The organism is Geminocystis sp., assembly GCF_041753295.1.
Taxonomy (GTDB): Bacteria; Cyanobacteriota; Cyanobacteriia; order Cyanobacteriales; family Cyanobacteriaceae; genus Geminocystis.
This window is the reverse complement of record NZ_JBGSUU010000039.1, coordinates 1-14,170: the sequence shown is the minus strand read 5'-3', so window position 1 is coordinate 14,170 and position 14,170 is coordinate 1. Positions and strand designations below refer to the sequence as shown.

General features: G+C 31.5%; 11 protein-coding genes and 1 riboswitch. Of the genes, 8 read left to right on the top strand and 3 right to left on the bottom strand.

The genetic code is table 11. The annotated features are described in order from the left end of the window. Positions 1–9: 9 nt before the first annotated feature. Positions 10–1,362, bottom strand: a complete 1,353-nt coding sequence (locus tag ACEW8E_RS03825) for a (Fe-S)-binding protein (RefSeq protein WP_373479016.1) — start codon at positions 1,360–1,362, stop codon at positions 10–12. A gap of 289 nt (positions 1,363–1,651) precedes the next feature. Here ACEW8E_RS03825 and ACEW8E_RS03820 point away from each other — a divergent pair, with 289 nt between their 5' ends. The 6 genes from ACEW8E_RS03820 (at position 1,652) to ACEW8E_RS03795 (ending at position 6,984) form a co-directional block, all read left to right on the top strand. After that, positions 1,652–2,524 (top strand): tetratricopeptide repeat protein, encoded by an 873-nt coding sequence (locus ACEW8E_RS03820; protein ID WP_373479015.1) that lies wholly within the window; start codon positions 1,652–1,654, stop codon positions 2,522–2,524. Positions 2,525–2,620: 96 nt separating this feature from the next. Further along, on the top strand, positions 2,621–3,034 hold the full coding sequence (locus ACEW8E_RS03815; protein ID WP_373479014.1) for a hypothetical protein: 414 nt from the start codon (positions 2,621–2,623) through the stop codon (positions 3,032–3,034). A 117-nt stretch (positions 3,035–3,151) separates the two neighbouring features. After that, positions 3,152–3,637, top strand: a complete 486-nt coding sequence (locus ACEW8E_RS03810; protein WP_373479013.1) for an allophycocyanin — start codon at positions 3,152–3,154, stop codon at positions 3,635–3,637. A gap of 65 nt (positions 3,638–3,702) precedes the next feature. Then, entirely contained in the window at positions 3,703–4,242 is a 540-nt protein-coding gene (locus ACEW8E_RS03805) for a hypothetical protein (protein ID WP_373479012.1), read from the top strand. A 183-nt stretch (positions 4,243–4,425) separates the two neighbouring features. Beyond that, complete coding sequence (locus ACEW8E_RS03800; protein ID WP_373479011.1) at positions 4,426–5,082, top strand: phosphatase PAP2 family protein; 657 nt, start codon at positions 4,426–4,428, stop codon at positions 5,080–5,082. 150 nt (positions 5,083–5,232) lie between these two features. Continuing rightward, on the top strand, positions 5,233–6,984 hold the full coding sequence (locus tag ACEW8E_RS03795) for an ArnT family glycosyltransferase (protein WP_373479010.1): 1,752 nt from the start codon (positions 5,233–5,235) through the stop codon (positions 6,982–6,984). On the opposite strand, the gene ACEW8E_RS03790 is transcribed toward ACEW8E_RS03795, so the two are convergent. Together ACEW8E_RS03790 and rimM are read right to left on the bottom strand one after the other, a co-directional pair. After that, positions 6,981–10,061, bottom strand: coding sequence for an EAL domain-containing protein (locus tag ACEW8E_RS03790; RefSeq protein WP_373479009.1), 3,081 nt, complete (start codon positions 10,059–10,061; stop codon positions 6,981–6,983). The two genes, ACEW8E_RS03795 and ACEW8E_RS03790, sit on opposite strands and share 4 nt — an antisense overlap. A 173-nt stretch (positions 10,062–10,234) precedes the next feature. Continuing rightward, a complete protein-coding gene (rimM, locus tag ACEW8E_RS03785) occupies positions 10,235–10,858 on the bottom strand; it encodes a ribosome maturation factor RimM (RefSeq protein WP_373479008.1) in 624 nt (207 codons plus the stop codon). A gap of 124 nt (positions 10,859–10,982) precedes the next feature. On the opposite strand from rimM, the gene leuB reads away from it, so the two are divergent. Both leuB and ACEW8E_RS03775 read left to right on the top strand, forming a co-directional pair. Then, positions 10,983–12,068 carry a 3-isopropylmalate dehydrogenase gene (leuB, locus tag ACEW8E_RS03780; protein ID WP_373479007.1) on the top strand — a complete coding sequence of 362 codons (1,086 nt, stop codon included), beginning with the start codon at positions 10,983–10,985 and terminating at the stop codon, positions 12,066–12,068. 109 nt (positions 12,069–12,177) lie between these two features. Beyond that, positions 12,178–12,321: riboswitch (cyclic di-AMP (ydaO/yuaA leader) on the top strand. Between the two features lie 279 nt (positions 12,322–12,600). Continuing rightward, positions 12,601–13,938: an ArsB/NhaD family transporter gene (locus ACEW8E_RS03775; protein WP_373479006.1), complete on the top strand. Its 1,338-nt coding sequence runs from the start codon at positions 12,601–12,603 to the stop codon at positions 13,936–13,938. Positions 13,939–14,170 lie beyond the last annotated feature (232 nt).

The following is a 14,170-nucleotide window of genomic DNA, read 5'->3' as shown; positions in this document are numbered from 1 at the left end:
TAAAAATTATTATTTAAGCATTTGCCCTCTGATGGCATAATCTAATAATTCTATGGGGTGAATAACTTTAATATTCTTTTCTTGTAATTGTAAATGCTTCATTATTTGTAATGAACATCCAGGGTTAGGTGAGGCAATAATTTCTGCTCCTGTATTTAATAAGTTACGAACTTTTTGCTCCCCTAATTCATTGGCAACCTCTGGTTGTAAAAGGTTATAAACTCCCGCACTTCCGCAACATAAGGCATTATCTAAAGGTTCTTTTAACTCTAAATTAGGTATCTTTTGTAATAATTGACGAGGTTGTAAGCTAATTTTTTGTCCATGTAAGAGATGACAAGCATCTTGATAAACTACTTTAACTTGATCCGTGGTAATCGGTGATAATTGAGCAGTAAACTCTATTTGTGCTAAAAATTCATGAATATCCTTTACTTTGCTAACAAAATCTTTTGCTTTACTTAAATATTGTGGATCATCGGCTAAAATATGATGATATTCTTTGAGGGTATGACCACATCCTGCGGCATTGATGATAATATAATCAACTTCAGTATCTGCAAAACTATCAATCATTTGACGAGCAAGACTTTGGGCTTGATTTTCTTGCCCTTGATGAGCAGGTAAAGCAGCACAACATCCTTGAGTTTTGGGAATCACTACTTCACAACCGTTAGCGGTTAAAACTCTCACGGTGGATTCATTTACGGAATCAAAAAATAATCTTTGTACACATCCTAAAACTACTCCGACTCGATATTTTTTTTCACCTTTGGAGGGGATAATATCAGGGTATTTTTTGTTAAGAGATTTAAGGTTAATAGGAGGCAATATTGATTCCATGGAGGCAATGCGAGGAAAATATTTTAAGAATCCTATTTTTTTGATAAGGGTTTGTAATCCTGATACTTGATAAAACCATAATAATGGTAAAAAAATCTTTAATCTTTGGGCATAGGGAAATAAATTAAAGATAATACTACGAAGGAATTTTTCCCATAGGTTACGGGGTTGATTTCTTTCTACTTGAGGGCGTACGGCTGCAATTAATTGATCGTATTGAACCCCAGATGGACAGGTACTTACACAGGCTAAACACCCTAAACAACTATCAAAATGTGGGGCTGTGGTATCATCTAAATTCGCTTCTCCTTTGTTAATGGCATTCATTAAATAAATTCTTCCCCTAGGGGAATCCATTTCTTTGCCCATTATTCGATAACTTGGGCAAGTTGACAAACAGAATCCACAATGTACACATTGATCTACTAGAGATTGTGATGGTGGATTTTTAAAGTCAAAACCTTTGATAATATTTTCTTCAGGGTTATTTTTAAATTCTGAGGTGTTAGGGATATTCATGAATTTATTTTTATCTATAGGAATAATAGAGTTTTCTGTAGTTCAATAAATTAGACTTTTTCTACGTTACCTTAATTTGATTGTTAATTTTTAATCAGTCATTAAAAATAGACCTCTTGCAAAATAAAAAGTAAAATCTATTTTAGGATGGAAAACGTTAATTTCTTAACTGTTACTCATTACTTATTACTCATTACTCCACTTCTGCAAGAAGTCTATTGAGTCTTGGTTTAAATTTTATAAATATTGCTAATATTGTTATTGTGTTTAATTATTTGTTTAAAAAATAGTGTTATTTAGTCGTTATTTAATTTCTTTCTTTGTTTTTTTGAGTTTTTTTACTTTTTCTTCAGGGGTTAAAGCACAATCTTTGTTGCCTTATACTCCTGAGTTAACTGGGGAATATTTAGATTCTTATGGTTCTCAATTATTACAAGACGCAGTGCAATTAATTCGTCTTCGAGAGTTTGATTTGGCTTTATCACGAGCAAAATTAGCGGTACAATTATCTCCTAATCATTATGAACCTTGGTTTATTTTAGGTACTTTAAATATTCAGGCTGAAGATATACCTGCTGGTATTAAGGCTTTACAAGAGGCTAAAAGATTAGCACCACAAGAGTCTGAGGTTTTATTTTCTTTGGGAAATTCTTATTTTCAGTCAGGAGATTATACTTCGGCAGTAACGGAGTTACTGGCTGGTTTAAAACTTAATGGGGAAGTGCCACAGGCTTATTTTGATTTAGGAAATGCTTATTTTAAGTTAACTAAGTATTCTGAAGCTATAGCCGCTTATCAACAGGCTTTTAAGTTACAAGGTGAATTCTGGCCTGCTTTGAATAATACTGGTTTAATTGAATATGAACAAGGTAAAATCAATAATGCTATTGAAACTTGGCGTAAGGCTTTAGCTATTGATGAAAATCAAGCTGAACCAATTTTGGCGATCGCCGTAGGATTATATCATCAAGGGAAAAAACAAGAAGGAATCGAGTTAGGAATAAAAGCGCTAAAAATTGACAATAGTTACGGAGATTTAGAGTTTTTAAAAGAAAATTTATGGGGTGATAAACTACTAACAGATACAACGAAGTTTTTTGAAAATTCTGCCATAGCGCCTTTAGTGGGGAAAAAACCAAAATCAGAAATTCCTTTGGAATAAGATGAGCAACTTTGTAACAAATAGTCACGAAAATAACGGTTAAATTTGGGAAGAAACTTTATTCTGGGGAAATTATAGCGAAAAAGGGATTAATTTATGAACGCATCTGAAAAGGCAAAAGGCTTAGAAATTACTAGCAAAATAGCTTCTATTGTCAATTTGTTTAAAGAGTATTTTCCTGATGCAAAAGGAGATTTAAAACCTTGGCATAATGATCCTGATACTATTAATTTAGTTGATCCTGATTCCATTGATATTGGATTTCATTTCCCCGGATGGAGTCATAAAATTCAAGCAAGAAGTATTTTAATACAAATAAGATTTCATTTATTAGATGAAGAATATCGTTTAATTGGAATGGAAACCGCAGGTTTTAATCATGGTGGGGAAGTATGGCGACTATCAACCATTGATAATTGGCAGATAGAGGGAAAATCTTTACCATATGAGGAGATTAAGGATAAACTTAAACTTTTTTCTAGAGATGTATTTCAATTATTCTATGGCTAACTAAATATTAAGATTTATGTTTTTTTTCAACAATTTGTAACATTTTTTTTTAGGAATAATGAATCCAAATTAGGTTAAACTAATCATATAAATAAATAGATAAAACTGGTTAATAAAATGAGCATAGTTAGTCAAGTTATTCTCAAAGCAGATAATGAATTACGCTACCCTAGCAGTGGCGAATTACAAGGAATTAAATCTTTTTTAGATAGTGGTTTACAAAGATTGAAAATTGCTGAAACCTTAGCCGAAAACGAAAAAAAAATTGTGGAAAGAGCAAGTCAGGAGTTATTTAAAAAACGCCCTGATTTTAGAGCGCAAGGAGGTAATGCGGCAGGACAAAAACAGTATAATCAATGTTTAAGGGATTTTACTTGGTATTTGCGCTTGGCAACTTATGGTGTTTTAGCTGGAGATAAAGAACCTATCGAAAAAATTGGTTTAATTGGGGTTAAAGAGATGTATAATTCTTTAGGAGTACCTCTTGCAGGAATGGTAGAGTCTATTCGTTGTCTAAAAGAAGCATCATTAGGTTTACTCAGTAAAGAAGAAGCTGACGAAACCGCACCATATTTTGACTATATTGTCCAGTTTATGTCTTAATATCTTTGATAGTTGGTAGTTGATGGTTGTCATGGAATGTTATTAGTTATTAATAGTTGATGGCTATGGCAAGAAAAAAATCTTGGAATGATGTCGAAAAACAATCTTCTTGGATAGATAAAAATTTTTTAATATCCTTAAGTATTTTTTTCTGTACTTATAGTATATTAGGGTGGTCTATAGCGAATATTGTTGACGATTGGGTGAATATAGTTAATAAACAAAGTATTGCTATTCATTTATTAATTCAACAAAATATATTACTATTAATCATTAAATTATTTATCTTAATAATAACTATTATAATTTCTTTAATTTTAAGTTCTCCTCTGGCTTTAATTAGTTTTATTTTTGAAAAAAGTATTAACTCTGACTTAAAAGCATTTTTTGCTATTCTATTTTGGTCTGTATTATTAGTGTTTATTTTTTCTTCTTTTGATTATTTTGCAGATTTATTAGTAATCACCTCAACTAATATTTTATTGCGTATAGACTTAGAAAAATCTAATTATAAAGGATGGCAAATATTTTTTCTAACCTTAATCTTAGCATTAGGTGCTTTTAGTATAGGAGTTTTTTTATTTAATATTTTCTCTGGGGATTAATAATATAAATAAAAACCAATTAAATTGTCGATATTTATTGAAAATTATTTTCTTTTTTTATTCTATTTGATGAATATAAGTTTTATGTTATTATCTTAGTCTAACTATTTATTAGTTATTGGTTGAAAAGTGATTTAGAGTTGGTATATCTTTTATGGCAAAAGCACAGTTAATTAAATTTCAATGAAAATTAAATATTTATTAAAACCTAGAAATTTTTTTAAACATCTCAATAGAATCAATCTTTTTTTTTCGACTTTAGCACTATCTTTTTTTATCATTTTAAGTAGTTTAGTAGTAACGGGAAAACTAAAGACATTTGATGATAATTTATTGACGAAAATTCATACAACTTTACCGAATTGGTTTATCTATATTGCAAAAACTTCTTACTTTATAGGAGAAGCAGAAGTTGCCGTTTGGATTGTAATTTTTACCCTAGGATTTTTAGTGTGGAAAAAATATTGGAATGAGGCACAAGTTTTGGCTTTATCGACTCTTTCAATTTTAATTTTAATTGATAAAATTTTCAAGCCTTTATTTGCAATTCCTCGCCCGATTAATCGTTTAGTAGAAAATGCTTTTGGGAAAAGTTTTCCTAGTGGTCATGCTTCTGGTAATTTATTATTATACTTTTTATTAGCTTATATTCTTTCTCAATCTTTTCCTAAGTTTAAAGTTTATTTTTACTCTCTGGCGACTTTTTTAATTATTTTAATGGGTGTAAGTAGTGCTTATTTAAGGGTACATTGGGTAAGTGATATTTTAGCTTCTTATTCTATCGGATATATTATGTTTATTTTTTCTATTACTTTACTTAAAAGCAGTGAAAATAATTAATTATTATTGATTTATCAACAATATTAACAAAAATACTGATAATTTAAGTTATTTTTTTTGTGGAATTATGTATAAATTATAGAAGCGAAATTTAGTCAAAAATATTTGATAATTTAATAAATAAAGATATTCAATTAGGAAGAAAAATTAATGAAATTGAATGAGAAATTATGGCATCAAAAACCACAACAATTATGGATTGCGTCTATTGTTGGTTTAGGGATAATTTGCTGGGTTGCTTTTTTGTGGAATCTCGGCAATATTGGCTTAATAGATAAAACTGAAGCATTATATGTGGAAGTTGCTCGGCAAATGATTTTAAGTAATAATTGGATTAGTCCTCATTGGAATGATAATTATTTTTACTCTTATCCTGCTGGAGGTTATTGGTTTTTAGCCTTAAGTTTTAAAATCTTTGGTGTTACAGAATGGGCGGCAAGATTTCCCGTTGCTTTAAGTGCAATTGCTGTAGTATTTTTAGTGTTTTATACTCTTCGTTATTTTGGTTTTATTCACAACAAACCCGATAATAATTCTTGGCAGTTATGGTTAACGGCATGGATTGGCGGCGGTATGATGGCATTAAATCCAGCTTGGATTGCTTGGGGAAGAGTAGCAGTATCGGATATGTTATTATCATCCATGATTGCCTTGGGGATGTTGGTGTTTTTTCTTGGCTACGCACAACCACAAAAGCCAAAAACTCAACAGTTATACTATTCTATATTCCCCATTCTACTAGCGATCGCTGTATTAGTCAAAGGGCCTATTGGAATTTTATTGCCGATATTAGGAATTGGTAGTTTTTTATTATATGTAGGGAAATTTTGGGAAATTTTTAAGGAAATCAACCCCTTTCGCACGATTCTTCTTTTTTCTGCCGTTGCATTGCCTTGGTATATTGCAGCTACTATTATTGACGGTGAAGTATTTGTTAATGAATTTTTAGCAGTTAGTAACTTTAAGCGTTTTACTAATGTAGTTTTTAATCACCCTGGTCCTTGGTATTATTATCTCATTTGGGGTACAGTATTAATGTTACCTTGGTCTGTGTATTTTCCTCTAAGCATTACCAATCTTTCTTGTTGGCGATGGAGAAAAGTAAGAGAATCTTCACGGGAATCTCAATTAGGTTTATTTGCTTTATGTTGGTTTATTACTACCTTTGTCTTTTTTTCCGCTGCAGCCACAAAACTTCCGGGTTATATTCTTCCCGTTATTCCTGCAGTAGTAATTATCATTGCCTTATTTTGGGGAGACAAATTTAGTAAAATATCATCTGATAATCAACATCAAAAGTTTTTTCTGATTAGTGGTATTTTCAACATCCTTATTTTGATAGTCTTAGCCATGGCATCAGCTATTAGTGGTAATTTAATTGGAGAAGATTCTTCTGCGCCGACTTTAGCCGATAATTTAATAAAGTCTCGAATCCCAATAATTGCTTCTATATCATGGGGATTAGGTGGATTTATCGGAATTTTACTGTTATTTAAAAAACGTTTATGGCGTTGGTTATGGAGTGTAAATTTATTCGCCTTTTTTGCTTTTGTTACTTTTAGTTTTCCTACTTTAATCCCTCTTTTAGATAAAGAAAGACAATTATCTTTCCGAGAGTTATCTATGGAAATTAAACAAGAAATTAAACCAGAAGAAGAAATATTTTTAATCGGATTTACTCGTTATAGTATTGTTTATTATAGTCAACACCCTGTTAATTTTGTAGATGATTCTTCAGAGATAAAACAATATTTAGCAGAAAACCCAAGACAGGTAAATAGTATTTTAGTTTTAGCAGAATCTAATTATTTAAAAGATAGTGATTTACAAAAAACTAACTATGAATTAGTATCAGAAAAAGGAGCTTATAAATTAATTAGAATTAGTAAAAAGAGTTTTTAGTTACAAATATTGTTAAAATTATAAATACCACTATAATTCTTAATAAGATTATAAGCATTTTCAGAAGATAAAGGACGAGAAAATAAATAACCTTGTCCAAATTTACACCCTATATCTTGTAAAGTTTTTAACTGATTTTCCGTTTCAATGCCTTCGACTATTACTTCTAAATTTAAGTCTTGCGCTAAAGATAAAATTGCTTTAACAATCTTTGATTTAGTGGTATCTTTATCTATATTAGAGACAAAAAAACGATCTAATTTTAATCCACTAATAGGTAATTTATGTAAATAGCTTAAACTAGAATATCCTGTGCCGAAATCATCAATCCATAATTGTAATTTACGGTTAAGAATTCCTTGTAAAATATCAACACTAAATTCTTCTTGAAAAATACAACAACTTTCGGTAATTTCTAATTTAATATATTCAGGATTTATTCCCGTTTCTTCAATAATATTATCTAATTGTGGTAAAAAGTTTTCGGTATTAAATTCTTGACAGGATAAATTAATACTTAAAATGGGTAATTGTGGCGAATTAGGTTGAAGTTGACGTATTTTATCATGCCATTTTTTAAGTTGTTGACAGGCTTGTTTTAATACCCAAAAACCCAGAGGAATAATTAAGCCCGTTTGTTCAGCTAAATTGATAAAATCATTAGGGGTGACTAATCCTCTTTGGGGATGATTCCAACGAATTAAACTCTCAAATCCTTTAATTTTTCCAGTGGCGATGGTGATTATGGGTTGATAATGAAGCAAAAATTCTTCTTCGATTAAACCGTGTCTAATTTCATTTTCTAATTGCAATTCCGCTAAGGCTTCATTGTGCATTTCTCCTTGAAATATTTGATAATATCCCCTTTTTTGAGATTTAGCTTTATAAAGTGCAGTATCAGCATATTGTAAAACTTGTGCAGGAGTTAATTTATTGTATTCTAAAATACTAATACTACTACTAAAAAAAATACCCATACTAACACCACAAAATAATTGATGTTGGTTAATTAAAAAAGGTGATTGAAATGCTAAATTAATTTTTTCTGCTAATTTAATGATTTCCTTAATTTCGGAAATATCATCACATAAAATCGTAAATTCATCGCCGCCTAATCTAGCAACTAATTGCTTTTCTTCCAAACAATTTTGTAATCTTTCTCCAATGCCAATTAATAGTAAATCTCCCACTCCATGGCCTAAACTATCATTAACAGCTTTAAAACGATCACAATCAATAAATAAAACACTAAACTGATAATTAGAGTCAGAAAACTCTTTTAATTTATCAAGACTATTGCTAAGATGTTGTAAAAAAAGAGTACGATTAGGTAATTGAGTTAAATTATCATAAAATGCTTGATAACTTAATTTTTCTTGAGCTTCTTTATACTTAGTAATATCTTCTACTGTACCTTCATAATAGAGTAAATTCCCATGAATATTTCTTACTTCACGAGCATTTTCTGAAATCCAAATAATGCTTTTATCTTTGCGATAAACTTGAGATTCAAAATTAGTAATTACCTCATTTTTTTCTAATAAACTGATAAATTTTTTGCGTCTTTTCTTTTCCACATATAAAGAATTTTCAATATCATTAAGATTTTCAATTAATTGTGAAGGATTATCATAACCATAAATTCTAGCTAAAGCCTTATTAGCGGTTAAATAATAACCATCGGGAGAAGTTTGAAAGATTCCTTCAATAGCATTTTCAAAAAAATTACGGTATTTATTTTCTGCTTGACATAAAGCCTCTTCCATTTCTTTGCGTTTACTTACATCTGTTATTAATCCTTCGATACCTAAAATATTACCTTGGGTATCAAATATTCCTTTTCCTTTTTCCCGTAACCATTTTTCTTGATTATCTTTAGTAAAAATACGATATTCAACAGTATATTTATTACCTTGATTAATATTGTTTTTGATAACTTCTAAAACTCTTTGTAAATCTAAAGGATGAGTAATTTTTGCTAAATTAATTTTCCCATTTATTAATAATTCAGAAGCAGAATAACCCGTTAAAGATAGACATTTATCATTAATATAATCTTTTGCCCAATTATCATCATAACTAATGCGAAAAAAAACTCCAGAAGTTGATTCAACAATAGTAGCTAACTCTCTTTGACTCTGATTTAGCTGTATTTCCATTTGTTTATGTTTAAAAACTGTACCTAATTGATAGACAACGGTTTCTACTAAAGTGAGTAAATTATTATCCGTAGGAAAACATTGACGACAGAAAAAGACTAAGACAGCTACAGCTTCTTCCCCCGCCAAAATGGGTACACCAAAACCTGTTTTTAAGCCACATTGAAAGGCTAAATCTTTTCGTAAAAATAAGTTTTCTTGGGAGACATCTTTTAACCAAATAACTTTTTTTTCTCGCCAAACTTTTCCGGGTAATCCGATAGTTAAATGAAAGTGAAAATCGAAACTATGTTGTTTAAATTCAGCTAGGGATAAAGTATCTGAATCTCGATAGTTTTTTTCAGGGTTAAACCATGCCGTAGAATAACTAAAAAATTCTCCGCATTTCTCAGGCAACCAAGCCTCGCCAAAATCCCAATCAGTAAGCTGACATATTTTTTGTAAAGTGTATAGTAAGGCAGTTTCAAAATCTACGGAGGAAGTAATAACCTGAGTAATATCTAATAATAAAGATTTTTCCTGCTCTATTTTTCTTTTATTGGTAATATCAAGTATGAATCCTTGTAAAAATAATAACTCTCCCCTAGAGGAATAAACACCTTTTCCTTTTTCCCATACCCACTTGATTTCTCCTGAACGATGAACTATTCTATATTCAACCTCGAAAATAGTATGAGAAGCAATAGCCTCTTGAATTTCTTGCCAAACCAAGTGTCGATCTGAAGGATAAATTAAACTACTATAAGAATAATTATGATTATAGAGTAAATCATTAGTCTCATAACCTGTTAAATTCCAACAATTATCACTAAGATATTCCATTGTCCATTGTTCATCATTTCGACACTGATAGACAATAGCGGGTAGATTATTTAATAAAGAAGATAACTTCGATAATTGAATAGTTGAATCTATCATATAGAAGGTGTTGAGGAAAAACAATAATTATTTATAATAAGTATTTTATTCGTAATATTAACAACTATCAAGGAAAATAATACTTAATCATAATCATAATCGTAGTTTAAAAATTGATGAACATTAAATTCTGTATCAAAAGTGTATTTTTGATTATATTTTAGATAAATAAATCATTCTAAATCGAATAATCCTTCTGGTGGATTAATTTCCATTATCCCTTTTTTTAAGTCAACCACTGGTACAATATCACGGACAAAAGGAATTAATACAGTAATCAGTTTTTGTTTTTTTACCTTGAATTTTCTTTTTTTAGAAACTCGACTAATTTTATCTAAATCAGGAATAATATCAGGTTGTAATTCTGGTTGGCGATGTAAAGTAACTTCTAAAATATCGTTACCTGCAGTAAAAATATTTGTAACAATACCCATATTTTCTCCTGTTTGTTGGTTATAAACTTGTAAGTTAACTAAATCGGCAACGTGGTATTCTTCTTTATCTAAGTACGGGCGATCGCCTTTTTCCACAAATAACTTACTACCGCGCAGACTTTCAGCTTGATTACGATCATTAATACCAGCTAGTTTAATAATAAAAACATTTTTACCCGGAATTTGTTTTCCTTTAAGTAACTCTACGGGTTGAGGTTGTTGCTGAGGTTGAATTTGTAACCATCGATTACCGGGTATTTCAAAACGTTCAGGAAAATCAGAATCCGTAGTAATTTTTAATTCTCCTTGTAATCCTTGAGGTGCAACAATAGTACCAATTTCAATAAAATTTTGAATCTCCAAATTATTTTACTTCCTGATTAAAAAATACGAAAAACTATTATTATTTTAACCTGAGATTCACCATCAACGATGAACTATTAACGAATCTGATATGATGAAATGTTGTTTAAAATAGAGATAAATAATGACTAATAAATATTCTATTACTTTACTCTCAGGAGATGGTATCGGGCCAGAAATTATGGCGGTAACTGTTGAAGTGTTAAAAGTAGTTGCACAACAATGTGATTTAGAATTTGATTTTCAAGAGGCTTTAATTGGGGGGGCAGCTATTGATGCAACGGGTAATCCTTTACCTTCAGAAACTGTCGAAATATGTCGTCAGAGTGATTCCGTGTTATTAGCAGCCATCGGGGGTTATAAATGGGATAATTTACCCCGTGAGCAACGGCCAGAAACGGGCTTATTAGGCATTCGTGCCGCTTTAGGGTTATTTGCTAATTTACGTCCTGCCACAATTTTACCACAATTAATTGACGCTTCTAGCTTAAAAAAAGAAGTCGTCGAAGGAGTTGACATTATGGTAGTACGAGAATTAACAGGGGGTATTTATTTCGGACAACCGAAGGGCATTTTTACCACGGAAACAGGGGAAAAACGAGGAGTAAACACCATGGTTTATAGCGAATCAGAAATTGATCGTATTGCCAGAGTTGCCTTTGAAACCGCTCAAAAACGTCAAAAGCGGTTATGTTCTGTAGATAAAGCCAATGTATTAGATGTATCTCAATTGTGGCGAGATCGTGTAATAAAAATGTCAGAAGAATATCCCGACGTAGAGTTAACCCATATGTATGTTGATAATGCAGCGATGCAATTAGTACGCAATCCCAAACAATTTGATACCATCGTTACGGGTAACTTATTCGGTGATATTCTTTCCGATGCCGCAGCGATGTTAACAGGTAGTATTGGAATGTTACCTTCTGCTAGTTTAGGTAGCGATCGCCCAGGCTTATTTGAGCCTGTACACGGTTCAGCACCTGACATTGCGGGGCAAAATAAAGCTAATCCTTTAGCGCAAGTGTTAAGTGCAGCGATGATGTTACGATATGGATTAAATGAGCCTGTAGCCGCTAATAAAATTGAATCAGCAGTATTAAAAGTATTAGATTTAGGGTATCGCACGGGAGATATTATGTCCGAAGGATGTAAACCTGTGGGATGCAGAGAAATCGGTGAAATATTACTAGAAGTTTTACAATCATAATTTTGTAGGGTGGGCAATGCCCACAAATATTAAATACTGCTCAAAATCATTAGTATTGAAGAATACAGCAAATTATTAATAGCCAAGTTATAATAGAAAAAATTTACACAGAGTCAGTCAGCCTAGTTTCATGGAGGTAATTCCTGAAAACGGGGGAACCATTAACGGGGCTTATTTTTACCATAATGGTAGAGAAGAACATCTCTCAGTTCTAGCCCGTCAGCTAACCTCGTCGGCATTGAGAGGAGACTAAAGAATGAGCATTATTAATGACTCGAATTCATTAGGTATTCCTATTTTGACCATACTCTTCATTGATCATCCTTTTTGAATTTGGGGTTTAACTATCACATGAATTATTACTAAAATATTTTTGATTTAATTTAAAAATTTTGGTTTATTTGGAAGTATTTACTAACTTGATAATTTTATTTTTATTGATTAGTAAATTATTTTTGTGTAACCAAATATTACCGTAGAAAAAAAATCAAGCCTTTGAGTTTAAGATTATTGTTTAGGAGAATTTTAGATCATGGAAAATATTTCTAGTATCATTGCAGCTTCAGTCTTCGTTACTGTTATAGGACTAATTATAACAGACAAAATACATTTAACCATTGCCGCTTTATTAGGTGCATTAATACTTATTTTTACTCATACTCTGACACTTACCGAAGCCATCGGATATATCAGTAAAAGTCATGCAACTTTAGTCTTATTTTTTGGCGTAATGGTATTAGTCAGAGCATTTGAGCCTACTAAAATTTTTGAATATCTAGCCACTCAAATGGTATTAATTGCTAAAGGTAGCGGTAAAATGTTGTTATTGGGTATTATTGCTATTACAACTCCTATTTGTGCAGTCTTACCTAATGCTACTACAGTGATGCTATTAGCTCCCTTAATTCCTCCCCTTGCAGAAGAAATTGGTGTTAATTTCATTCCTTTATTGATTTTGATGGTTTTTGTGGCCAATAGTGCAGGATTAATTACTTTAGTAGGAGATCCCGCTACTTTTATTGTAGGAGATGCGGTTAATATGAGCTTCCTTGACTATCTACAACGTTTAAGTTTAGGAGGTTTGATTGCAGTAGCTTCAGTGGCAATTATCACACCAATATTATTTCGAGATATTTGGAATACAAAGTTTACTCATTTAGAAGATTTACCCCATTCTAAAGTTAATCATCCGAGAATGTTGGCTTTAGGGGCTTTAATCATGGTTTTTGTTCTGTCATTCTTCATTTTTGGCGATTCTCTACCCGTACCAGTTTCTCCTGCGGCGGTTGCTTTAATGGGGGCTGCTTTGGCGTTATTATTGGCACATCATAGTAAGATTGATACCCTTCATAATATTTTAAGAGATATAGATTGGAGTACACTGATTTTTTTTATGTCCATTTTTGTTTTAATTGGTGGATTAGAAAAAACAGGGGTAATAACGAGTTTATCAGGATTATTAGCGATAGTTTTAGGTAAAAATATTTTTTTCGGTTCGATAGTCTTAATATTTGTGGTGGGCTTACTGTCTAGTGTTGTGCCGAATATTCCTCTGGTGGTAGCAATGGTACCTTTATTAAAAGAATATTTAGTCAATGTGGGTTTAGCTGGATCAGAAGTACTAAATCCTGATTTTGCTGGACAATTTCCTCCTGAAGTACTGCCTCTGTTTTATGCCATGATGTTTGGGGCAACTTTGGGGGGTAACGGCACTTTATTGGGTGCATCATCTAATATTGTAGCTGCAGGTATTGCAGAACAACACGGGAGAGAAATTTCTTTTAAAACTTTCCTTAAATACGGATTACCCATGATGGGAGTACAATTAATTGTCTCTGCTGTTTATTTAGGATTATTTTTCCTTTTTTAACTTAATTTCATTAACCATTCTTGAGAATTAATGAGTGAACTACCCACACTGAATTAAAATTACAGTGTTGACTTCCTACCCAAAGAAATGCTTTTACTCCGAGAAGTAACGAGTCTTACTTTCTGACGATAGACTTTACCCCACGTTCCGTAGGTCAAATACACGGTATCATAGAATTATATTTATGTGTATGGCTTGGTTATCGCCATTATCCGCCCGTGTGCGGTTGTTC